23 protein-coding genes are annotated in these 20,350 nt (G+C 58.2%); 10 read left to right on the top strand and 13 right to left on the bottom strand.

Annotated features, from left to right (window positions below; genetic code table 11):
- Positions 1-31 precede the first annotated feature (31 nt).
- Both ALO80_RS08510 and ALO80_RS08505 read right to left on the bottom strand, forming a co-directional pair.
- Positions 32-952: a sugar ABC transporter substrate-binding protein gene (locus ALO80_RS08510; RefSeq protein WP_375233046.1), complete on the bottom strand. Its 921-nt coding sequence runs from the start codon at positions 950-952 to the stop codon at positions 32-34.
- 234 nt (positions 953-1,186) lie between these two features.
- Positions 1,187-1,411: a YgdI/YgdR family lipoprotein gene (locus tag ALO80_RS08505; RefSeq protein WP_054984056.1), complete on the bottom strand. Its 225-nt coding sequence runs from the start codon at positions 1,409-1,411 to the stop codon at positions 1,187-1,189.
- A 132-nt stretch (positions 1,412-1,543) separates the two neighbouring features.
- Here ALO80_RS08505 and ALO80_RS08500 point away from each other — a divergent pair, with 132 nt between their 5' ends.
- The 3 genes from ALO80_RS08500 to ALO80_RS31575 all read left to right on the top strand — a co-directional run bounded on the left by ALO80_RS08500 (position 1,544) and on the right by ALO80_RS31575 (position 2,970).
- Complete coding sequence (locus ALO80_RS08500) at positions 1,544-1,795, top strand: DUF1654 domain-containing protein (RefSeq protein WP_082427560.1); 252 nt, start codon at positions 1,544-1,546, stop codon at positions 1,793-1,795.
- A gap of 4 nt (positions 1,796-1,799) precedes the next feature.
- Positions 1,800-2,501, top strand: a complete 702-nt coding sequence (locus ALO80_RS08495) for an endonuclease (protein ID WP_055008657.1) — start codon at positions 1,800-1,802, stop codon at positions 2,499-2,501.
- Positions 2,502-2,733: 232 nt separating this feature from the next.
- Positions 2,734-2,970, top strand: a complete 237-nt coding sequence (locus ALO80_RS31575) for a DUF6555 family protein (protein WP_061447412.1) — start codon at positions 2,734-2,736, stop codon at positions 2,968-2,970.
- Positions 2,971-3,045: 75 nt separating this feature from the next.
- On the opposite strand, the gene map is transcribed toward ALO80_RS31575, so the two are convergent.
- From map to ALO80_RS08470, 4 genes are all read right to left on the bottom strand, one after another.
- Positions 3,046-3,837, bottom strand: coding sequence for a type I methionyl aminopeptidase (gene map, locus ALO80_RS08485; protein ID WP_055008655.1), 792 nt, complete (start codon positions 3,835-3,837; stop codon positions 3,046-3,048).
- Positions 3,834-4,091 carry a ParD-like family protein gene (locus tag ALO80_RS08480; RefSeq protein ID WP_055008654.1) on the bottom strand — a complete coding sequence of 86 codons (258 nt, stop codon included), beginning with the start codon at positions 4,089-4,091 and terminating at the stop codon, positions 3,834-3,836. Before ALO80_RS08480 ends, map begins: the two co-directional genes overlap by 4 nt.
- Positions 4,092-4,179: 88 nt before the next feature.
- Entirely contained in the window at positions 4,180-4,389 is a 210-nt protein-coding gene (locus tag ALO80_RS08475) for a hypothetical protein (protein ID WP_054984061.1), read from the bottom strand.
- Between the two features lie 102 nt (positions 4,390-4,491).
- Entirely contained in the window at positions 4,492-5,523 is a 1,032-nt protein-coding gene (locus tag ALO80_RS08470; protein WP_055008653.1) for an Ldh family oxidoreductase, read from the bottom strand.
- A gap of 239 nt (positions 5,524-5,762) precedes the next feature.
- Here ALO80_RS08470 and ALO80_RS08465 point away from each other — a divergent pair, with 239 nt between their 5' ends.
- Together ALO80_RS08465 and ALO80_RS08460 are read left to right on the top strand one after the other, a co-directional pair.
- Positions 5,763-6,791, top strand: coding sequence for a FecR family protein (locus ALO80_RS08465; RefSeq protein ID WP_055008652.1), 1,029 nt, complete (start codon positions 5,763-5,765; stop codon positions 6,789-6,791).
- Between the two features lie 227 nt (positions 6,792-7,018).
- Positions 7,019-7,411 carry a hypothetical protein gene (locus ALO80_RS08460; RefSeq protein WP_055006733.1) on the top strand — a complete coding sequence of 131 codons (393 nt, stop codon included), beginning with the start codon at positions 7,019-7,021 and terminating at the stop codon, positions 7,409-7,411.
- Between the two features lie 34 nt (positions 7,412-7,445).
- Here the strand turns inward: ALO80_RS08460 and ALO80_RS08455 are convergent, their stop codons facing one another.
- A complete protein-coding gene (locus ALO80_RS08455) occupies positions 7,446-7,634 on the bottom strand; it encodes a hypothetical protein (RefSeq protein ID WP_003393013.1) in 189 nt (62 codons plus the stop codon).
- Between the two features lie 245 nt (positions 7,635-7,879).
- On the opposite strand from ALO80_RS08455, the gene ALO80_RS08450 reads away from it, so the two are divergent.
- Positions 7,880-9,688 (top strand): monovalent cation:proton antiporter-2 (CPA2) family protein, encoded by a 1,809-nt coding sequence (locus tag ALO80_RS08450; RefSeq protein ID WP_055008651.1) that lies wholly within the window; start codon positions 7,880-7,882, stop codon positions 9,686-9,688.
- A 35-nt stretch (positions 9,689-9,723) separates the two neighbouring features.
- Here the strand turns inward: ALO80_RS08450 and ALO80_RS08445 are convergent, their stop codons facing one another.
- The 3 genes from ALO80_RS08445 to moaB form a co-directional block, all read right to left on the bottom strand.
- Positions 9,724-10,650, bottom strand: a complete 927-nt coding sequence (locus tag ALO80_RS08445) for a glycosyltransferase (RefSeq protein WP_055008650.1) — start codon at positions 10,648-10,650, stop codon at positions 9,724-9,726.
- A gap of 89 nt (positions 10,651-10,739) precedes the next feature.
- Positions 10,740-11,951, bottom strand: a complete 1,212-nt coding sequence (locus ALO80_RS08440) for a molybdopterin molybdotransferase MoeA (RefSeq protein WP_055008649.1) — start codon at positions 11,949-11,951, stop codon at positions 10,740-10,742.
- Between the two features lie 6 nt (positions 11,952-11,957).
- Positions 11,958-12,497, bottom strand: a complete 540-nt coding sequence (moaB, locus tag ALO80_RS08435; protein WP_055008648.1) for a molybdenum cofactor biosynthesis protein B — start codon at positions 12,495-12,497, stop codon at positions 11,958-11,960.
- A gap of 75 nt (positions 12,498-12,572) precedes the next feature.
- Here moaB and mobA point away from each other — a divergent pair, with 75 nt between their 5' ends.
- Both mobA and ALO80_RS08425 read left to right on the top strand, forming a co-directional pair.
- Complete coding sequence (gene mobA / locus ALO80_RS08430; RefSeq protein WP_055008647.1) at positions 12,573-13,172, top strand: molybdenum cofactor guanylyltransferase MobA; 600 nt, start codon at positions 12,573-12,575, stop codon at positions 13,170-13,172.
- Positions 13,173-13,276: 104 nt separating this feature from the next.
- Positions 13,277-13,501 (top strand): YgdI/YgdR family lipoprotein, encoded by a 225-nt coding sequence (locus ALO80_RS08425; RefSeq protein ID WP_002553129.1) that lies wholly within the window; start codon positions 13,277-13,279, stop codon positions 13,499-13,501.
- 77 nt (positions 13,502-13,578) lie between these two features.
- On the opposite strand, the gene ALO80_RS08420 is transcribed toward ALO80_RS08425, so the two are convergent.
- A complete protein-coding gene (locus tag ALO80_RS08420; protein WP_055008646.1) occupies positions 13,579-14,469 on the bottom strand; it encodes a pseudouridine synthase in 891 nt (296 codons plus the stop codon).
- A gap of 184 nt (positions 14,470-14,653) precedes the next feature.
- Between ALO80_RS08420 and ALO80_RS08415 the strand changes: the two genes are divergently transcribed.
- Entirely contained in the window at positions 14,654-15,508 is an 855-nt protein-coding gene (locus tag ALO80_RS08415) for a shikimate dehydrogenase (RefSeq protein ID WP_055008645.1), read from the top strand.
- A gap of 3 nt (positions 15,509-15,511) precedes the next feature.
- On the opposite strand, the gene ALO80_RS08410 is transcribed toward ALO80_RS08415, so the two are convergent.
- Both ALO80_RS08410 and quiC read right to left on the bottom strand, forming a co-directional pair.
- The gene (locus ALO80_RS08410; protein WP_054984072.1) at positions 15,512-16,195 is read right to left on the bottom strand and encodes a TetR/AcrR family transcriptional regulator; all 684 of its coding nucleotides are present in this window, start codon (positions 16,193-16,195) and stop codon (positions 15,512-15,514) included.
- Between the two features lie 107 nt (positions 16,196-16,302).
- On the bottom strand, positions 16,303-18,210 hold the full coding sequence (gene quiC, locus ALO80_RS08405) for a 3-dehydroshikimate dehydratase QuiC (RefSeq protein ID WP_055008644.1): 1,908 nt from the start codon (positions 18,208-18,210) through the stop codon (positions 16,303-16,305).
- Positions 18,211-18,827: 617 nt separating this feature from the next.
- Here quiC and ALO80_RS08400 point away from each other — a divergent pair.
- A complete protein-coding gene (locus ALO80_RS08400; protein WP_054984075.1) occupies positions 18,828-20,156 on the top strand; it encodes an MFS transporter in 1,329 nt (442 codons plus the stop codon).
- Positions 20,157-20,350 lie beyond the last annotated feature (194 nt).

The following is a 20,350-nucleotide window of genomic DNA, read 5'->3' as shown; positions in this document are numbered from 1 at the left end:
TCTGCGGACGGGCACCTTTACACGGCGTGGTTCAAGGTTTGGTAACGAGCTCTACCGGTGTTTCGATCACGCCCTTGTCGTTGGTGTCGACCTTCTCGCCTTTGACTTCCTTGAGCGCGGCTTCAATGCCGAACACCGCTTGCCTGGCCGCATACTGATCGGCCGTGGCGAGAACGCGGCCGTCCTTGAGCATCGGCTTGATCGCGTTGATGTTGTCGTAACCCACCACCATGACCTTGCCAGCCTTGCCTGCTGCACGCACTGCGGAAACCGCTCCCAGCGCCATGCTGTCGTTACCGGCCAGCAAGGCTTTCAGGTTCGGGTATTCATTGAGCATCGCCGAAGCGACGGCGTTGCCCTTGTCGATTTCCCAGTTGCCGGACTGCACGGACACAACCTTCATCTGCGCCTTGTCCATGGCGTCCTTGAAACCGGCGGTACGTTGCTGAGCGTTGGTAGTGGTCGGCACGCCTTCGATGATGCCGACTTCGTCACCGGCCTTTAGCTGTTTGGCCAGATAGTCGCCTACCAGCTCGGCCCCCTTGCGATTGTCCGGCCCCACGAACGGGATCAGCAGGTTTTTGCTTTTAAGCACATCAGGATCGAGCTGGTTGTCGATGTTGACGACCTTGATACCTGCGTCTGCAGCTTTCTTGAGCACCGGCACCAGGGCCTTGGAATCCGCTGGCGCGATCACCAGAGCGTCGACTCTGGAGACGATCATCTGCTCGACGATACGAATCTGGGCGGAAGTGTCGGACTCGTCCTTGATCCCGTTGGAGATCAGGTCAAATTCGTTGGCATGCTCTTTTTGATAAGTCTTGGCACCGTCTTCCATGGTCAGGAAAAACTCGTTGGACAGCGACTTCATGACCAGTGCGACCTTGGGTTTTTCAGGCGTCTGGGCGTAGGCAGCAGAGAGGGGCATGACTGCCGTAACGGCAGCAAACATGGCGACAGCGAGAAGGCGTCCAGCAAATGGCAGCTTCATGAGTTCATATCCGATCTTGTGATTATTGTTCGGGCGAACGACGCAGGGTCGATACAAAGCATCGACGCGCAAACGTTTGCGAGGAGCGAACTATGGAAAAAGCTACAGGCTTTGTCAATCCGTCGAAAATGAAAATCTACGCGTAGTGCCTGTTACCTGCGTGCAGGGAACAGGCATCATACGGCCAGTCGGATTTCACTCCTCCGGCCTGACGGTGGCCACTTCGTCAGCCTTGATCCGGACCGTCTTGCCAGAGATATCCTCGAACTCGTAGAAACCATCACGCGTCTTGGTCCTGGGCATGTCTTTGGTAACGTACTGCGTACCATTCTGCAGAGTAACGACCGAGGGGGTAGAGCAGCCTGACAACAGTACCGCGGCTGCGACCAGTAACGGGAATGCCAGTGGCTTGATGTTCATATGCAACTCCGGGAAGGTTGGTTTTCAAGAAAATAATGTGCCACTTGAAGCGCTTTATCTTACATAGATGTTGCGAAAGATCCGACAGTGAAATACTGTATGCCCGTACAGCTAAAATCAGGAACCCTTTCCGTGGCCAAACAAACCGCAGCGACTGCTTCCATTCCCGGCCCTTACGAGCGCATGGGCATGCGGGTACAGAAGATCATCAACTCGCCTACCGCACAGAAGTCCAGAGCCGCCCTGCTTTTTCGTCAACCGGACGAGTCAGAGGACGACTGGGCACAGCTCCTTGAAGAAATAGCCGAGAACGATAATGTCACCCTCGCCTGGCGCGACGATGGTGGCGTGCAAATATTCTGGACGTTGCCGAAGGAAGACTGACGGCATGACGTTTCGATTTTCTGCACTGCTTTGCACTACCCTGCTCATCACCGCTTCATTCACCGCCCAGGCCGAAGCCCCGCGTACCTTCAGCGAAGCCAAGAGAGTCGCATGGGGTTTGTATGCGCCACAGTCGACCGAATTTTACTGCGGCTGCAAATACACCGGCAACCGGGTCGACCTCGCTGGCTGCGGCTATGTCCCGCGCAAGAGTGCCAAGCGCGCCAGCCGCATCGAATGGGAGCATATCGTTCCGGCCTGGCAGATCGGCCACCTACGCCAATGCTGGCAGCACGGTGGACGCAAAAACTGCACAAAGACGGACGCCGTTTATAAACGTGCCGAGGCCGACCTGCACAATCTGGTGCCCAGCATCGGAGAGGTCAATGGCGACCGCAGCAACTTCAGTTTTGGCTGGATACCCGAGCAAAAGGGCCAATATGGTTCGTGCCTGACGCAGGTAGACTTCAAAGCCAAAAAGGTCATGCCTCGCCCGTCGATACGCGGCATGATCGCACGCACCTACTTCTACATGAGCAAGCAATACAACTTGCGTCTTTCGCGCCAGGATCAACAGCTTTATCAGGCCTGGGACAAAACCTATCCTCCCCAGACATGGGAGCGCCAGCGTAATCAGCAAGTCGCCTGCGTCATGGGCCGCGGTAACGATTTCGTAGGCCCTGTTGACCTCAAGTCGTGTAAGTGAGGCTTATTTCAGGACAGAAATAACTTCGTTTGGATGATCGTCCGATCATCCATTCACGCGTTCGAATGAAGTGAAAACCACTCATCGGACAACTGTTAACCTAGCCTCGAACCGACGCTATTTTCGTTCTACGCTCTGAAAACACTGGCGTGATCGGGTGATATCCCGGTGCATACACAGTAAGAATAATCACACTCTTCATGGCATAACGTCATGCACGCGGGCAGGGAAGATGAATCACCAAACGGAATTTGAAATTCACTATCAGTTCAATGGCGAACTTCGATGCTTCCTGCACAAGACCCGGCAACTCTGCCAAAGCGACGCACTGCACTGTGCGACGCTGCATGCGGGTGTCGGGACGGTGAGTGGCAATGTGTCTGCTGGCCCGATAGCGATGGCGACATTGAAAGCCGAACGCTTTGGCGTGACGAAAGTGCACTGGAAAAGGTCTTCGCTCCAGGACTGAACCATCGCCTTTCATGAAAAATGACTTTCCGAAGAGGCCATTTTTCATGCACACACATCACCAGATCATCTATAGCTAGATGGCGGGATAATCACCCGTCCCATCAGGCCAGGGCGTCAACAGCTCGAAACCTGTCGAGGTGACTGCGACCATATGCTCCCATTGTGCAGACAATGAAAGGTCGCTGGTCAGGACAGTCCAGCCGTCTGGCAGGGTACGAGTACCGGCCCTCCCCGCATTGATCATCGGCTCGATGGTGAACACCATGCCCGGCTTCAGCCTGAGACCTTTGCCCTGCGTGCCGTAGTGCAGAACCTGAGGCTCTTCATGGTATTTGCGGCCGATACCGTGTCCGCAATATTCACGCACCACACTGAAGCCTTCACGATGAGCGACGCTCTGAATGGCATAACCGATATCACCCAGCGTCGCACCCGGGCGCACGGCGTGGATGCCGGCGCGGGTTGCCTCATAGGTGGTCTCGACAAGTCGCCGGGCCAGAGGGCTGACTTCTCCGACCAAATACATACGGCTGGTGTCGCCGTACCAGCCATCCTTGATGACCGCGACATCGATATTGACGATATCACCCTCTTTCAGAATATCGGTGGCAGAGGGTATGCCATGACAGACGACCGCATTGGGAGAGATGCAGGTGGTCTTGGTAAAACCGTGATACCCCACATTGGCAGGAATCACTTTCAGCTCTTTGACGATGTATTCGTTGCAGATATCGTCGAGCGCTTCGGTGCTGACGCCCGCCTTGACGTAAGGCGTGATCATCGCAAGTACGTCGGCAGCGAGCCGGCCAGCTATGCGCAACTGCACGAGATCCTGTTCGGTCTTGATACCGGTTGCGCTACTCATAAGGCCGCCTTGGAAACGCTTGAGACAGATAGCTCCGAGACGTTGAAATTCGACGCGGTTAGCACAGTTTCACCGGCATTTTCGACACGGATCAGCATCTGGCAGATCTCGCTGTAATCCAGTGCCGGGTGCAACTCGGCGAGCATACCGATCCGCATCCAGTGCTCAGCCTGCGCATTGATGGAGCGACTGAGTGCAACGCTGGCAGAACGCAGGTTGGCGTGCATGTTTTCGGAAATTTTTACCAGGCCCATGGTTCACCTCACATTGAATATATGAAGCATATACGTTACGTATACTCATAAGCAACCCGAGACGTGCCCTGCCCGATAACGACTCTCACTATTCCATCGCGCCGGCCTGCCGGTATTCGCCACCCGCGCGGGCTGCCACGATGGATATCGATACCTCCGGCTCGTAGGCATTGAACTGACGCAGACCCGCCGCCAGTCTGAGAAAATCCTCACGTTGCATTTCATTGACCGTGGAGAGAGTACGATGCTGCTGGGCAACCGGGCTCTGCACTGACTTTTGCATTGATTCAAGGGACATGACAGACCTCATTGGCTCTTTACTGTTCATGCATACAGTATTTAGAACCGGGCACCGATACAAGACTGACGGCGACGAATGGTCAGCGAATTTGTAAATGCCTCAATGGCCCGCAAGACCCTGCAAGCGCTCCAGGTCAGCCTGGGTGATCTCTATACCGTGCGCCATCGACCGTGCGCGCTCGAGGTAACGGCGATCCCCCGGCAAGCGCTCCTGCCCTGCCCCGCGGAGCTGCCGTACCAGCTCCTCGCTACGCTGTGCGAACTGCTGACCGCTGCCTTTATCCGGATCGATGACGATCAACAGTTGGCCGGTCCAGGGCGTCTGCGCACCAGGGTACTGGTGCCAGTCGAACTCGAACGAAAAATGACCACCCGTCAACGCCGCAGCCAGCAGCTCGACCATCATCGATAAGGCCGAGCCCTTATGACCGCCGAAGGGCACCAGAGCCCCGCCATCGAGAATGGCGCGAGGGTCTTCAGTCGGCTGACCGTCGCGATCGACCCCCGTCCCTGCCGGCAACAATCGCCCTTCGCGCGCTGCGATCTGTACATCACCATGGGCAATGGCGCTGGTTGCCAGGTCGAATACCAAAGGTTCACCCTCTTGTCGCGGTGAGGCGAAGGCAATCGGGTTAGTGCCGAACAAGGGCTGACGCGCACCATGAGGCACAACGCAGGTCATGCTGTTGACCATACTGAGTGCAACCAGCCCCTGCCTGGCGAACGGTTCGACATCCGGCCATAACGCGGCGAAATGGTGAGAGTTGCGTATCGCCAGAATCGCGATCCCGGCACTGCGCGCCTTGTCTATCAGCAATGATCGGGCCGCCGCCAGCGCTGGCTGGGCAAAACCGTTGGCGGCGTCGACCCGGACAAACGCAGCGCCGACATCCTCGACCAGCGGCACTGCCTTGCCGTCTACCCAGCCGCTGGAGAGCGATGAGACATAACCGGGGATGCGGAAGATGCCATGACTGTGCGAGCCGTCACGCTGAGCGTTTGCGCAGTTCTCGGCAAGGACGTCGGCCACCTCCGGAGAGGTGCCATGTGCCAGGAAGATTTGCCGCAACAAATCTGTCATTTCCTGGCAGGAAATAGTCCGGGTCGGCTGATTGATGGGGGTGGCGCGCATCTGAGGCTCCTGTGCATGGCAAGGCATCGGAAAAATGGCAGGCTTCGAGAGTAGCGCCACAGATCCTGCAAAGACACTCCCGGAGCATTACACTTACTTGATTGTCGCAGGCAATTTCAATGAGAGCAGCTTGCATTCACAAGGAAATACGCGGCACGTTGATGGGTAATGGCCTGCAAATGTTCTCTCTGCCTGAAATCAAAGGGTAGAATGCAAAAACGGTATAGGCCGGAGCGCCCATGAGCGACCCTCTTTTCAGCAAGGCAGAACACGACGCGATCACCGATGCCGCTGCGCATTGGTGCATGCGCCTGCATGCCGAGGACTGCACGGCCGCAGAACGAAAAGCGTTCGAGCAATGGCTGAAGGCCCATCCGCTGCATGCAGTGGAATATGAGGCGATGCGCGAAGTGTGGGACATCACCGGGCAGATCGAACCGCTCAATCCGCTGCCTGAACTGCCGCCTCGGGCTGCACTGAACACCCCGTCAGGTCCGCGCCGCACGCGTCGCTGGGCACCGCTCGCAACCGCCGCAGCCGTCATTGCCCTGGCGATACCGGTGGCCGGATATGTCGGCTGGAATCAGGGTTGGCTGCCGGACACCTACGAGACCTACAACGCCGATACCGCCACACGTCTGGTCGTATTGGCAGATGGCAGTCGCGCCGAGCTGAATCTGGGTACCGAGCTGACCTACGCCAACTACAGGGATCGACGCAACGTCACGCTGAAAAAGGGCGAAGCTTTTTTCGAGGTCAGCCACGACAGCACGCACCCTTTCGTGGTCGACGCCGGCGAGGGCAGCATCAAGGTCACGGGCACACGCTTCAATGTGTGGATGTATCAGGATCAGGTACGCGTGACGCTGGTCGAAGGCTCGGTTCAGGTCAACAGTGATCGGGCACATCCCTCTTCAAGTCACACGCTTGATCCTGGCATGCAGGCCAGCTACAAGTCGGGTGACGACGCGCCCTTGATCAGTCATACCGAGGCAAAAGACACGAGCCTTGCGTGGCGCAACGGCAAGCTGATCTTCAACGATCTGCCGCTCAGTCAGGCGCTGCCGCTAATCAATCGTTACCTGAAGACGCCTATTCTGCTGGCAGACAACGCAACCGGCACCATGCGCCTGGGTGGCAGTTTCAACACGCGTGACCTGGCAAACCTGCTGGCTTCTCTGCCCCGAGTGCTGCCGGTCTATGTGACGCAGAACCAGAACGGCAACCCGGTGCTCAACCGCCGGATATCCGACGCCCCGAAAGGCTGAGCGCGCTGGCGCACCCGGCTGACGCAATGCGATTTTGCATCCACCGGTAGCCGGATCAATCACCCTCGCGACCGGCTCATCTTCATCTAACCTGAACACGCACAACGTTGCGGTGATCCTGCGCGCGTTGGACTTTGTATTTTTTTCTATTGATAGCTGAGGTTTTACGGCGCTCGTTCGTCTTAGTAATTGAGAGTGTTTAAAAAAGCCTGAAAAGGAGTTTGCGGATGTTCAATCGCCAAGGAGTCACGACTCGCACACTGCTGCGGCAAACAGCACTGGCTGCGCAGGCAGAGTCACCGGCCCTGGAGACAGAAAGGCCTGGAAACGAGCACATCCGGCTGCTCCTGAAAAGCTTTGGGCTGCGCACCAGCCTGGTCAGACTCAAGGTGCTTGATGCGCTTCTGGTCTCAAGCGAAGAAGGCCAGCCATTAGGAGTGCGAGGCGTGCACAGCCAGTTGCTCAGGCTTGATGTGCCCCTCTCGTTTCTGAGCGTGCGCGAGGTGCTGAAGCGTCTGTGTGATGAAGGTGTGATTCACCTTAATGACGATAAAACCTACAGCCTGCATCCTCGCGCACAGGAATGGCTTGGTGAAGCGGGTAAAGATCGCGCCCAATGAAATCGGCTTCTTCACCCCCTGCCATCTTCAACGCTTATCGCTTGACCTTGCGACGCATGATCCCGTTGAGGATCACGACCAGAACGGCCACGCTGATGGCGATGTACTGAAAGGTCTTTTCAGTGATGGCACCACTGTTTTGCAGGTGCGACAAGCCCAGCATGATCGCCAGAACGCCGAGGGCGATCAGAATCGAGTAAATCAAACGCTGCTTGTTGGTCATAACGGTTTCCTGAATGCTCATGAGCGGGCAGTTTGCACTGCCTGTTTGCGCGCATAGTTTACGCCGATGCGCGACGAATGGCATCGTCAGCCTGCCCTGCTACCCTCCTGCGCATCCGTCCTTCGCGCGCTCCATCAACCGCGTTGATTATTGTCATGCCGCGATGAACGTTGCCGTGTAAAACTCCCGTGCTTTAATAACGCCCTGCTTAAACAGTGTGTTCAATTATTACCAAGGAGTTTTACATGCCCCATGAAGGCAGCCTGCTGCAGGCCGCAGTAGTATTTCTGCTTGCCGCCGTGTTGACGGTACCGCTGGCCAAGCGTCTGAAGCTGGGCGCGGTGATCGGTTATCTGTTCGCGGGTGTGATCATCGGCCCTTCGGTGCTGGGGTTGATAGGCGACACGGAGAGCGTCAGTCACATTTCCGAACTGGGCGTGGTGTTGCTGCTGTTCATCATTGGCCTGGAGCTTTCGCCCAAGCGCTTGTGGGTCATGCGCAAATCGGTGTTCGGCGTAGGCATGGCGCAGGTGTTGCTGACGGGCCTGGTCATTGGCGGGGTTGCGCTGTTTGCCTTCGGCCAGTCGCTGAACACGGCGGTTATTCTGGGTCTCGGCCTGGCGCTGTCGTCCACCGCCTTTGGCCTGCAGAGCCTTGCGGAGCGCAAGCAGTTGAACAGCCCACACGGCAGAATGGCCTTTGCCATCCTGCTGTTTCAGGACATTGCGGCGATCCCGCTGATTGCCATGGTGCCGTTCCTGGCCGGAGCCGATCACGCGATGGACACCGGCGAAAGTATCAACCACGGTCTGCGCGTGCTGGGCAGCATTGCCATCGTGGTGATCGGCGGACGCTATTTGCTGCGTCCGGTGTTTCGTATCGTTGCCAAGACCAGGATCCAGGAAGTCTCGACCGCCACTGCCTTGCTGGTGGTGATTGGTACGGCATGGCTGATGGAACAGGTAGGCGTTTCCATGGCGCTGGGCGCTTTTCTTGCAGGCCTGTTGCTGGCTGATTCCGAGTACCGCCATGAGCTGGAAGCACAGATAGAACCGTTCAAAGGGTTGCTGCTGGGTCTGTTCTTCATCAGTGTCGGCATGGGTGCCAATGTCGGACTGCTACTCAGCTCGCCTCTGGCAGTGCTGGGCCTGACGCTGCTGTTGATCGGAATCAAACTGCCGATGCTGTTCCTGATCGGTCGCACCGCTGGCGGCCTCAATAACCGCAGCGCGCTGCAGTTAGGTCTGGTGCTAGCCGCAGGTGGCGAATTTGCCTTTGTGGTGTTCAAGATCGGCAGCGCGCAGGGGCTGTTCGAAGTGGGGCTTTACGACATGCTGGTGTTGACCATCACGCTGTCGATGGCAATCACGCCACTGCTGTTCATTGTTCTGGCGCGCTGGATAAAACCCAGGGTCAAGCCTGTCGATGTACCGGATGAGTACCGCGACATCCAGACCGACAAACCGCGAGTGGTCATCGCAGGGATGGGCCGTATGGGGCAGATCGTCGCGCGGATCCTGCGGGCGCAGAAGATCCCCTTCATCGCTCTGGATACTGCAGTGGAATCGATCGAGTTCTCGCGCAGCTTCGGCAATGTCCCGGTGTTCTATGGTGATCCGCTACGCCCGGAAATACTCCGTGCAGCCAAAGTTGATGAAGCGGAATACTTTGTCATCGCAACGGATGACCCGGACACCAACATCAAAACCGCCGAGCTGATCCGCAAGCTGTACCCCCACATGAAAATCATCGCCCGTGCACGTAACCGCCAGCACGTTCATCGACTCATGGACATCGGCGCTCATGCCGTTCGAGAGACGTTCTATTCAAGCCTGGAAATGAGCCGTCAGACCCTCATGGGTCTGGGTCTCAGCGAAACGCAGGCCGATGCGCGCATCAGTCGCTTCAAACGGCACGATGAACAGGTACTGGCCGCTCAGCACGAGGTGTATGACGACGACGCCAAGGTCCTGCAGACGGCCCGCGAGGCCAGAGCGGATCTCGCGCAACTGTTCGAGGCCGACCGTCTCGACGAAGAGGCTGCGAAAAGCTGACCTGCTCGCGCCGGGCGCCTAGCGTCCGGCGCACATCAGGCGTAAGGACTGTCCCAATAACGCTTGTACATCCCGAGTTTTTTCTTCAAGGACCGGGGCAGGCGCTTTTCCTGTTTGCTCAACTTGTAGGCCAGCAGCTTCAGCGCATTACGCACGAACGACATGGGCCACCAGAGAATTCGCCGAGGCCCGAGGAATTTCAACTCGGACTTGACGTAACGCATCCCCTCCCCGCCGATACCGCCGAAGGTTTCATAGATCCACGCCTCACGGGACTGGAACACACCGATATCGAAGTAACGGCAAAATTCTTCGCGCAGGCTGTAGTTGTGCGAATGACGGCATACAGCCGAACCTTCGTAGGCCGCCTTCCAGCCATCGATCAGCATTTTGGCAGTGACGTACATGTCTTCGGAAAGAATCACATGCCGGGGAAAGCCACCAATTGCCCGCAACGCGTCACCCCGATAGGCCGCGAACGAGTTGGACATGAAGGGGGTCTTGATGCCCAGCGTACCGGCATCGTTCAGCGTCTTGATCTGCGACGTCGGCGGATAATTGAACAACCGCGCATGCTGGGCCAGCAGGTTGGCATCCTTGTGAGGCAGTTGCCGCCCGCACACTGCACCTACCTTCGGGTCGGCGAAAGGCAGCAGAATATTGGCAATGGCGTTGATGTCTTCAACGTAAGCGTCCTGGGTCAGATAGACATAGACGTCATAGTCGGGATGCAGATCGATCATCATCTGCCGGGTGCCGCCGTGGTTGAAGTCCTTGCTGTCGATGCGCATCACATTGGCACAGCGGGCTTGCGCCAGTTCCAGCGTGCCATCCGAAGAACTGGAGTCCACAATCAGCGTATCGAAGTTCGCAGTCTGCGTAGCCAGTGAATCCAGCAGACGCTCCAGATCCTTGCGTCCGTTGTAGGTCGGGATCACACAAGCCACTCTCAATGGCGCCATAACAATACTCCAGGGCGAAGTCCGGTTGCCCAACTTGTCAGCGTTGTTGAGAGTAGCTTATGCGTACCCGTCCCACCATTCGAATGCACTCAGCCCAGCACTTCACTCAACGGGATGAAGGTGACCCAGTCCCCTTCGGCCACGGTTGTGCCTTCGCGCACCTCAATCAGGCCATCAGCCCACGCGGCGCTGCGCAACACGCCGGAACTCTGGTTGCGATAGACCACGGCCCGACCCTGCTCAAGACGTCCGCGCAGGTATTCGCGACGATTGCCCGGACGCATCCAGACGAACCCGGCGGGCACCGGAAACTGCAACGGCGCGACGTCGATCACGCCCTGACGGCGCAGCAGGTAAGCACGCGCCAGCAGAGCGAAGGTAACCAGCGTGGACGCAGGATTGCCGGGCAGCCCGATCACCGGCACGCCACGAAAATGCCCGAAGGTCAGCGGCTTGCCTGGCTTGATTGCCAGCTTCCAGAGCGTCAGCTCGCCTTCTTCGCGCAAAGCGTGACCGAGGAAATCCGCTTCGCCCACCGACACACCACCGGTGGAAAGGATCAGATCGACATCGTGCAGATTCGCCAGCGCAATGCGAGTCTTCGGCAGATCGTCCGGCAGAATGCCGGCATCCACGACCTCGCATTCGAGCCGCTTCAGCCAGCTGCACAGTAAAACGCGGTTGCTGTTATAGATCTGTCCAGGTCCCAGTGGCTGGCCGGGCTCGATCAATTCATCGCCCGTGGATAACACCGCGACCCGCACGCGACGGATCACTTCAAGCTCGGCCAGCCCCAGCGATGCGGCCAGGCCCAGCTCGACAGGACCCAGCCGTGTACCGGCCGCCAGCACCGTATCGCCGACCCGGGTTTCCTGCCCCTGCGGGCGAATGTTCTGCCCGACGTTCAGCGGTTCGTTGAAGCGCACTCGCTGATCCGCCAGCACCTCGGCGTTTTCCTGCATTTCAACGCAATCGGCGCCTTCCGGCATCGGCGCGCCGGTGAAGATACGTGCACAGGAGCCGGGGGCCAGTGGCTCGGGAGCCTGTCCAGCAAAGATGCGCTGACTGACGGTCAGCGGCTCGCCGTTCCAATCCGACACGCGCAAGGCATAACCATCCATGGCACTGTTCGGCCAGGGCGGCAGATCCAGCGTGGAGACCAGGTCCACCGCCAACACGCGACCTTCGGCATCGGCCAGCGGAACCCGCTGGCGATCATTGATCTGTGTAGCGTCAGCCATCGCCAACAGTCGCGCGATGGCTTCTTCAACAGGCAACAGGGTTTTCGGCTCGTTGTTCATGAGCACTCAACCACGGGTCGCACAGGGCTCGGCCTGCTTGAGGTGCGGCACGAAGTTGCAGGGCCGGAAACGCGAATCCAGTTGCTGAGCGAGAATACCGTCCCAGGCAGTACGCACCGCATTGGTGGAGCCCGGCAGGCAGCACACCAGGGTGCCGTTGGACAGGCCTGCCAGCGCGCGTGACTGAATGGTCGACGTGCCGATGTCCGGCACAGAAATCTGCCGGAACAGCTCACCGAAACCATCGACCTGCTTGTCCAGCAGACATGCCACGGCTTCCGGCGTGCTGTCACGACCGGTAAAGCCCGTGCCGCCAGTGATCAGCACGACTTGCACCTCATCGTTGGCAATCCAGGTCGCTACCTGAGCGCGGATGTTGTACAGGTCATCCTTGAGCAGCACGCGTTCGATCAGACCATGACCGGCCTCGGTCAGGCGGTCGACGAACATCTGGCCCGAGGTATCGGTTTCACGGGTACGGGTATCGCTGACGGTCAGCACGGCGATATTCAGGGGTACGAAAGGTGTGTCAGCCTTGGCTTTCATGGCCTCATCCAGTTGTTAAGGAAACAGGCCGGTGTTATATCACAGCACTCCTTTTGACTGCCCGACGAGTGTTCGATGATTGTTCCTGCCACGCTGCCTCCCTGCTCGATTCTGCTGCTGGCCGGAGGCCGCGGGCAGCGGATGGGCGGACGTGACAAAGGACTGATCGAATGGCAGGGCTCGGCGCTGATCGAGCACCTGCACCGGCTGACCCGGCCGCTGACTGACGACCTGATCATTTCCTGCAACCGCAATATCGAGCGCTATGCACAATACGCCGATCAGTTGGTGCAGGACCACGATAGCGAATTCAATGGCCCTCTGGCCGGAATTCGCGCCGCCCTGCCGCGCGCCCGGCATCAGTGGCTGCTGATCCTGCCTTGCGACGTGCCTTTGGTCGACGAGCCGTTGCTGCAAGCACTGCGCGAAAAAGCCCGTGAGCACCCGGAACGACCAATAATGGTGCGCGAAGGCCAGCACTGGCAGCCGCTTTTATGTATGATCCCCACCGCTCACGCTGCAACGCTGGAAGCCGCGTGGCAGGCCGGCGAACGCAGCCCGAGACGGGCCCTGGAACCGCTGCAGCCAGTTGCCCTGCAGCTGGAAGCAGGCGATCCGCGTCTGGCCAACCTGAACACCCCCTGTCTGTTGACCGGGATCAGCGAGAAACCATAGCAAGTAGCTGGCTATTGAACTTGCTGCGGGTGTATACGGAACTTTGCCGACGGTGTATCCGTCTGAGAGTTCAGTAAATCAAGAATCCATCTGGAGACACAGTAATGAAACAACGGACCCTTCCCGCTGCCTTCCTGCTTGCATTGAGCATTGCCTCCCTCGCCGGCTGCGCATCGCCCACTGTGATCACCTTGAACGATGGTCGTGAAATCCAGGCTGTCGATACGCCGAAGTACGATGAAGAGTCGGGCTTCTACGAGTTCAAACAGCTCGACGGCAAGCAGACCCGCATCAACAAGGATCAGGTACGTACCGTCAAGGATCTGTGATCCGGGCGTAACGTGACTGATTGAAAAAACCCGCCGAGTGCGGGTTTTTTTTGGCCTGCCAGCTCATTATCTACGGCTTACCAGTCAAGCTTGAGCAGGCTTTCGAAGTGACGCTGTTGGCCATTGAGCGGGTCGACGAAGCGCAAGCTCTTGGCCAGCAGCTTAAGAGGGTTTTGATAATCGTCGACAGGGTCTTTTACCACGTCCGGATAGAACGGGTCGTTGCAGATCCCAGCGCCCAGTGCCGCCATGTGCACACGTAACTGATGCTTCTTGCCGGTCACCGGATAGAGCCCGTATCGCCACAAGTTATCCTGCCGTTCGAGTACCTCGATCTGCGTGCGGGTATTGCTGGTGCCTGCGCCTTCCTGCATGCGAAAGAACGGCTCGCCTTCGACCAGACGGCTCTCGTGCAAGCGCGGAAACGTCAGCCCCGGCAGCGCCGGCGCGATGGCTTCGTAGAACTTGTCGATCTGTCGGGCAGGAAACAGTGCCTGATAAGCCGAGCGCATCTGACGGTTGGCTGAAAACAGCACCAGCCCGGCGGTGTGCCGGTCGATGCGGTGCAGCGGCACCAGATCGGCGTTGCCCAGACGATGGATCAAACGGCGCAGCAACGTCTGCTCGACGTACTCGCCTGCGGGTGTCACGGGCAAAAAGTGCGGTTTGTCAGCCACTACCAGATGATCGTCAGCGTAGAGGATCGTTTCGAGCACCGGAATAGGCGTTTCATTGGGCACCTCACGGAAATAGTGAATGCGCAGGCCCTCCCGATATGCGAGGTCTGGCGCTACGGGCTTGCCGTTTTCGTCCAGCACCCGCCCGCGGGCAATACGATCCAGCCATTGTTCGCGGCTAATAGCGGTGAATTTCGCACACAGGCAATCGAGCACAGTGGCCCACGCGCCCGGCGGCAGGTACAGCGTGCTGGCTTGTTGCTGTGCAGCATTGAAAACGGAATCGGACATGTGCGGCGTGAACTCTGGCTGATCTGAAGCGGCTGGCCGTGGATTATCCCTGATTAGGGCGATCACCGCACAACATCGCTGCATAGCAATCACCTGCCACCTGCGGCACTATTAACCATCTGGTACATTCCGCTCAACACCTGCCCTGGACCGGGCAGTGGCACAAAAACAAGAGACGTATCCTATGACTCATGCTGAAAATACATCCGTCCTCGCCGGTCTTATCGGCTCGGGCATCCAGGCCTCGCGGACCCCAGCCATGCACGAGCACGAAGGCGATGCACAGGGTATACGCTATCTGTATAGGCTGATCGATATCGACGCCCTGCAACTGGACACCAGCGCCCTGCCAAGACTGCTTGAAGGCGCTCGAGCGTGCGGTTTCACCGGCTTGAATATTACGTTTCCCTGCAAGCAGGCAGTCATCCCTTTGCTGGACGAGCTGTCCGATGAAGCGCGCGGTATCGGCGCGGTAAATACTGTGGTCTTCAAGGATGGTAAGCGCATCGGTCACAACACTGATTGCCTGGGCTTTGCCGAGGGCTTCCAGCGTGGACTGGACAAGGCGCCACGCCGCCATGTGGTGCAAATGGGGGCAGGCGGCGCTGGCGCTGCCGTAGCGCATGCGTTATTGGCCGCAGGCGTCGAATGCCTTACGGTATTCGAAGTCGAGCCGCAACGCGCTCAGGGGTTGGTGGACAATCTCAATGCTCACTTCGGTGCCGCAAGAGCACAAGTGGGCCAGGACCTGGCGGCAGCAATGGCCCGGGCCGACGGGCTGGTCAACACCACGCCGGTCGGCATGGCCAAACTGCCGGGCACGCCGCTGCCGGTCGAGTTGCTGCGGTCAGAGCTGTGGGTCGCGGAAATCATTTACTTCCCACTGGAAACCGAACTGCTCAAGCAGGCTCGTGCACTGGGCTGCCGAACCCTGGATGGCAGCACCATGGCCGTGTTTCAGGCGGTGAAGGCCTTTGAACTGTTCAGTGGCCGGAGCGCCGATGCCGAACGCATGATGGCGCACTTCCACACCCTGTGAGCCTCAGCGCTTGAGATACCGCAATACAGCGTCGCAGATCATCGCTTTGTGACGCTGCTTGACCTCCTCGCTCCACAGCTCGATCTGGAAGATTTCACTGAAGGTATGGCGGTTGGAGATTCGGTAGAAGCAGAACGAACTGATCATCAGGTGCAGGTCCACAGGATGGACGCCATCGCGGAACAGGCCACTGGCCTCACCGCGACGCAGAATGCCGTCGAGCGCCTTGATGATGTTCTGGCTTTTGGCCTGGATCGAGTCTGACTGTTTGACATTCTCGCCGTAATGGATGTTTTCGATGCACACGATGCGGACGAAATCGACGTTGCTATCGTGGTGATCGAAGGTGAATTCAACCACCCGATGAATTGCCTCGACAGGCTCGAGTTCGCCCAGATTCAACTCGGCCTCGGTATTGCGAATGGCGCCGTAGAGTTTTTCCAGCACCTCGACGTACAGCTGCTCCTTACTGCCGAAGTAGTAATAAATCATCCGTTTCGAGGTCTTGGTGCGCTCGGCAATGGCATCGACACGCGCTCCCGACAGGCCATGAGCGACGAATTCGGCGACGGCTGCCTGAAGAATATCCTCGCGGGTCTTTTCCGGATTGTTCTTGCGCCCCTTGGGAACCACATCGGGCACGACAGAGGCAGGTTCAACGGCAACGGCGGAGTCGATTGTTTTCATTATTGGCTCATGACCACGGGTGATACGCGAAGTATGAAGCCGACCGCAGATGGAGGGAAGCTGCGAGGGACGAGAACCCCTCGCGGCTGCTCTGCCGTCAGCTGGCGCTACAGTCGCGCCTGACGCGCCGCCACATTGCGCGCCTTGGCCATCGCGGCCAGACGAACCGGCACGTTGGCCGCGCCATACCCTACGTAGCCATTCTTGCGTTGCAGAATCTCGAAGAAGAAGCGTCCGTCAAAAGCATCGGTGTAGACATGGAACAGCTCACCGCCTTGCGCGTCGCGGTCATAGAGCACGTTGTAATAAGCCAGTTCGCTGAGAAACTCCTCGTCGAAATCAAAGCGGGCTGCCAGGTCGTCGTAATAGTTGAGCGGGATGTCCAGCAATGGCACGCCAGCTTCCTTCGCGCGACTGACTTCGGCAAAGATGTCTTCACAGGAAAACGCGATGTGGTGCACCCCGGAACCGCGGTAGCTCGACAGCGCATGGGAAATGGCGGTGTTGCGATTTTCGGAAATATTCAGCGGCAGGCGCACAGTGCTGCAACGACTGCGCAGCGCACGGCTCTTGACCAGACCGTACGGGTCGGGCAATACCACTTCGTCGTCAGCCTCGAAATCGAGAATGCTTTTGTAGAACAGTACCCAGCTGTCCAGGCTGTCGGCTGGCAGCGCCATGGCCATGTGATCGATGCGCTGCAAACCGCCCTTGGCAACCGCTTGCGGATCGACGACAAAGTCGCTGTCGTAAATCGATTCTCCAGGCGCGGCTTTGTCAACCAGATAGATCAGGCTGCCGTCGGGCGCGCGGACCGATGGAATCTCCCGCTCATTAGGGCCGACCAGTCCACGATACGGCTGGCCCTTGAATGCACGCGCACGCTCCAGCGACTGATGACCATCGTCGACGCGCAAAGCGGTGGCGCACAATGAAGGCCCATGCGCCTCGAAAAAACTGTGGGCAAACGAATAGGGTTCGGCGTTGAGTACAATCTTGATGTCGCCCTGCCCCAGCAGACTGACCGCCTTGGACCGGTGCTGACCCAGCCTGGCGAAGCCCAGCCGTTGCAGCCAGCCCGACAGACGAGCACCGTGGCTCTCGTCGACCGCGAACTCGAGGAACTCGACGCCGTTGTAGGTGCTGGCAGACGGCGGATTGAACAGAATCTCGGGAGCTGCGGCAGACGCGTCGCGTGCCATCAACTGACGGGTTTTTTCTTCGAGATAGAGCAGCGAACGCAAGCCGTCTTCAGCATTGGCGCGAGTCGGCGCGGCACGGAAGCCATCGTTGAACACCTCCAGCGATAACGGACCGTCATAGCCGCTGCGCAGGATTGGTGCGAGGAAGCCGGCGAGATCGAACTCCCCCTGACCGGGGAAGCAGCGAAAATGGCGGCTCCACTCCAGCACATCCATCGCCAGAATCGGTGCGTCGGCCATTTGTACGAAGAAAATCTTGTCACCCGGTATCTGCTCAATCGCACTCGGATCACCTTTCAGCGACAGGGTATGAAAACTGTCGAGCAACACACCCAATGCCGGATGGTCGATCTGACGCACCAGGTTCCAGACCTGTTGCCAGGTGTTCACATGCTTGCCCCAGGCCAGCGCCTCATAACCGACACGCAGATTGCGGGCACCGGCACGCTCGGCCAACAGGCTCAGGTCATCCAGCAGCACGTTTTCATCACCCACTGAATCAGCGGATGCATTGCTGCACACCAGCACCAGATCGGTGCCCAGTTCCTGCATCAGATCGAATTTGCGTTCGGCACGGTCGAGATTGCGCTGCAGGCGGTCACGGCGGCAGCCTTCGAAATCGCGGAACGGCTGGAACAGGGTGATGGCGATGCCCAGATCGGCACACATCTGCCTGACGTTGCGTGGGCTACCATCGTAATACAACAAGTCGTTTTCAAAAATCTCGACGCCGTCAAAGCCGGCTGCGGCGATAGCTTCGAGCTTTTCGGGCAGAGTACCGCTCAAGGATACGGTAGCAATTGAACGCTGCATGCTTTTCAGCTCCTGGATGAGCGCGACCTGTTCCGGGCGCGACTGGACAGCACCGCATTCCTGGCCTTTCCCGGCCTTATTCAGAGGTGCGAGTAAAGTATTTGCCTGTCAAAATACTACAGCAACATAAAGTGTACGAACCGGTTAGTTTTACGTTCGATTATCGAACAAAAGCCGTTTTACTCAATTGACGCTGTATCTCGCAATGCGCAACATCAGCATCACATTGCAGGATAGACCCGCAGTCAAACGGTTTGATCTTTTGCTTCATCAGCAGCAACCCATAACAATTCAAAAAACAGGAACATTGCTCATGTGCACCCTTCTCGCTTTGCTCGCCCGCTCCCCCGTCCGTCTTACCAGACGTCATGTTCGACGAACTCATCCGGCCAAAAGCCTGATCCAGGTACGCGTCGCCTGAAACATTCCAACACACTTGCGCGGCCCAACCTGTAAATTGTCGGCCCGACGGATCGTCTCGATGGGAACCTGAGTCACCAGGCCAGTCGAATCACGGTTCTACGACTTCACTTTACCTGCACAACGCCTGCATCGAGTGGACTTCTCAGTCCGACTGTTGCCAGCAGCACAGTCCTGGAACGGATGGTTAGAACATCATGCTTAACACCCAGACCAACCCAGTCGCCCAGGCCGCCCGTGCCGGGATGGGCGAAAAGATTCGCGGCGCGCTCGCCGTGGGCAAGACGCGCTGGGGCATGCTCGCCCTGGTGTTCTTCGCCACTACGCTGAACTACATCGATCGGGCTGCGCTTGGCGTCATGCAGCCCATCCTTGCCAAGGAAATGAGCTGGACGGCGATGGACTACGCCAACATCAACTTCTGGTTTCAGGTCGGTTATGCGGTGGGCTTCGTGCTGCAAGGCCGTTTCATCGACAAGGTCGGCGTCAAGCGCGCGTTCTTCCTCGCGGTGCTGTTGTGGAGCCTGGCGACCGGTGCTCATGGCCTTGCCACTTCCGCGGTGGGCTTCATGGTCTGCCGGTTCATCCTGGGCCTGACCGAGGCGGCCAACTACCCCGCCTGTGTAAAGACCACCCGGCTGTGGTTCCCGGCGGGTGAACGAGCAGTGGCAACCGGCATCTTCAACGCCGGCACTAACGTGGGTGCCATGCTCACCCCGGCATTGCTGCCGCTGATCCTCACCGTATGGGGCTGGCAGGCTGCCTTTGTGGCGATGGGTTCGCTGGGACTGATCTGGGTGATCATGTGGCGCCTGAAGTACTACAACCCCGAAGAGCATCCGACGGTCAGCAAGACCGAGCTGGATTACATCAATCAGGAAGTCGAACCGACCCCGGTCAAGGTGCCGTTCTCCGGCATTCTGAAAATGCGTGGTACCTGGGCCTTCGCGCTGGCTTACGCGATCACTGCACCGGTGTTCTGGTTCTACCTGTATTGGCTGCCGCCGTTTCTCAATCAGCAATACAACCTGGGCATCAGCGTGACGCAGATGGGCATCCCGCTGATCCTGATCTGGCTGACCGCTGACTTCGGCAGCATCGGCGGCGGTATCCTGTCGTCCTGGCTGATTGGTCGTGGCATGCGTGCGACCACTGCACGTCTGGTGTCGATGCTGATCTTTGCCATCACGATCTGCAGCGTGGTGTTCGCCGCAAACGCCAGCGGTCTGTGGGTGGCGGTACTGGCCATCTCGCTTGCAGTGGGTGCGCATCAGGCCTGGACCGCGAATATCTGGAGCCTGGTGATGGATTACACACCCAAGCACATGATGAGCACGGTTTTCGGCTTTGGCGGCATGTGCGCGGCCATCGGTGGCATGTTCATGACTCAGATTGTGGGGGCCGTCCTGACCGCCACCAATAACAACTACAACGTGTTGTTCACCATGATCCCGGCGATGTATTTCATTGCACTGATCTGGATGTACTTCATGGCCCCTCGCAAGGTTCCGACGCTCAGCGAGTAATCGTCTGACGCCATCAGAAAGGCCCGGCTCACTCAGTGAACGGGCCTTTCTGCCATTGTCCCCACGCTCTGCGCATAAGTGACGAGCAGTCTCCCAGACCTGTCGTTCCTTCTCCGCGTGGGCATGCGGTTCGTGAGGCTCTGCGTCACAAAGCGGTTCTGGGATGTCAGGTGGATTGGGGTTCGGCTCGGGTC

The sequence above is a fragment of the Pseudomonas caricapapayae genome, assembly GCF_001400735.1.
GTDB lineage: Bacteria > Pseudomonadota > Gammaproteobacteria > Pseudomonadales > Pseudomonadaceae > Aquipseudomonas > Aquipseudomonas caricapapayae.
Note: the sequence above shows the minus strand (reverse complement) of the source record. Positions and strands in the feature narration are given on the sequence as shown.

Excerpts from the sequence above, each read along its gene's own strand:
- ALO80_RS08460 (WP_055006733.1), top strand. The coding sequence starts at position 7,019 with ATGTTCAATCGCCAAGGAGTCACGACTCGCACACTGCTGCGGCAAACA.
- ALO80_RS31575 (WP_061447412.1), top strand. The coding sequence starts at position 2,734 with ATGAATCACCAAACGGAATTTGAAATTCACTATCAGTTCAATGGCGAA.
- mobA (WP_055008647.1), top strand. The coding sequence starts at position 12,573 with ATGATTGTTCCTGCCACGCTGCCTCCCTGCTCGATTCTGCTGCTGGCC.
- ALO80_RS08470 (WP_055008653.1), bottom strand. The coding sequence starts at position 5,523 with ATGCGCGCCACCCCCATCAATCAGCCGACCCGGACTATTTCCTGCCAG.
- ALO80_RS08495 (WP_055008657.1), top strand. The coding sequence starts at position 1,800 with ATGACGTTTCGATTTTCTGCACTGCTTTGCACTACCCTGCTCATCACC.
- ALO80_RS08455 (WP_003393013.1), bottom strand. The coding sequence starts at position 7,634 with ATGACCAACAAGCAGCGTTTGATTTACTCGATTCTGATCGCCCTCGGC.
- ALO80_RS08480 (WP_055008654.1), bottom strand. The coding sequence starts at position 4,091 with ATGGGCCTGGTAAAAATTTCCGAAAACATGCACGCCAACCTGCGTTCT.
- ALO80_RS08450 (WP_055008651.1), top strand. The coding sequence starts at position 7,880 with ATGCCCCATGAAGGCAGCCTGCTGCAGGCCGCAGTAGTATTTCTGCTT.
- ALO80_RS08425 (WP_002553129.1), top strand. The coding sequence starts at position 13,277 with ATGAAACAACGGACCCTTCCCGCTGCCTTCCTGCTTGCATTGAGCATT.
- ALO80_RS08410 (WP_054984072.1), bottom strand. The coding sequence starts at position 16,195 with ATGAAAACAATCGACTCCGCCGTTGCCGTTGAACCTGCCTCTGTCGTG.
- ALO80_RS08510 (WP_375233046.1), bottom strand. The coding sequence starts at position 952 with ATGTTTGCTGCCGTTACGGCAGTCATGCCCCTCTCTGCTGCCTACGCC.
- ALO80_RS08440 (WP_055008649.1), bottom strand. The coding sequence starts at position 11,951 with ATGAACAACGAGCCGAAAACCCTGTTGCCTGTTGAAGAAGCCATCGCG.
- ALO80_RS08465 (WP_055008652.1), top strand. The coding sequence starts at position 5,763 with ATGAGCGACCCTCTTTTCAGCAAGGCAGAACACGACGCGATCACCGAT.
- ALO80_RS08415 (WP_055008645.1), top strand. The coding sequence starts at position 14,654 with ATGACTCATGCTGAAAATACATCCGTCCTCGCCGGTCTTATCGGCTCG.
- map (WP_055008655.1), bottom strand. The coding sequence starts at position 3,837 with ATGAGTAGCGCAACCGGTATCAAGACCGAACAGGATCTCGTGCAGTTG.
- ALO80_RS08445 (WP_055008650.1), bottom strand. The coding sequence starts at position 10,650 with ATGGCGCCATTGAGAGTGGCTTGTGTGATCCCGACCTACAACGGACGC.
- quiC (WP_055008644.1), bottom strand. The coding sequence starts at position 18,210 with ATGCAGCGTTCAATTGCTACCGTATCCTTGAGCGGTACTCTGCCCGAA.
- ALO80_RS08475 (WP_054984061.1), bottom strand. The coding sequence starts at position 4,389 with ATGTCCCTTGAATCAATGCAAAAGTCAGTGCAGAGCCCGGTTGCCCAG.
- ALO80_RS08505 (WP_054984056.1), bottom strand. The coding sequence starts at position 1,411 with ATGAACATCAAGCCACTGGCATTCCCGTTACTGGTCGCAGCCGCGGTA.
- ALO80_RS08420 (WP_055008646.1), bottom strand. The coding sequence starts at position 14,469 with ATGTCCGATTCCGTTTTCAATGCTGCACAGCAACAAGCCAGCACGCTG.
- ALO80_RS08400 (WP_054984075.1), top strand. The coding sequence starts at position 18,828 with ATGCTTAACACCCAGACCAACCCAGTCGCCCAGGCCGCCCGTGCCGGG.
- moaB (WP_055008648.1), bottom strand. The coding sequence starts at position 12,497 with ATGAAAGCCAAGGCTGACACACCTTTCGTACCCCTGAATATCGCCGTG.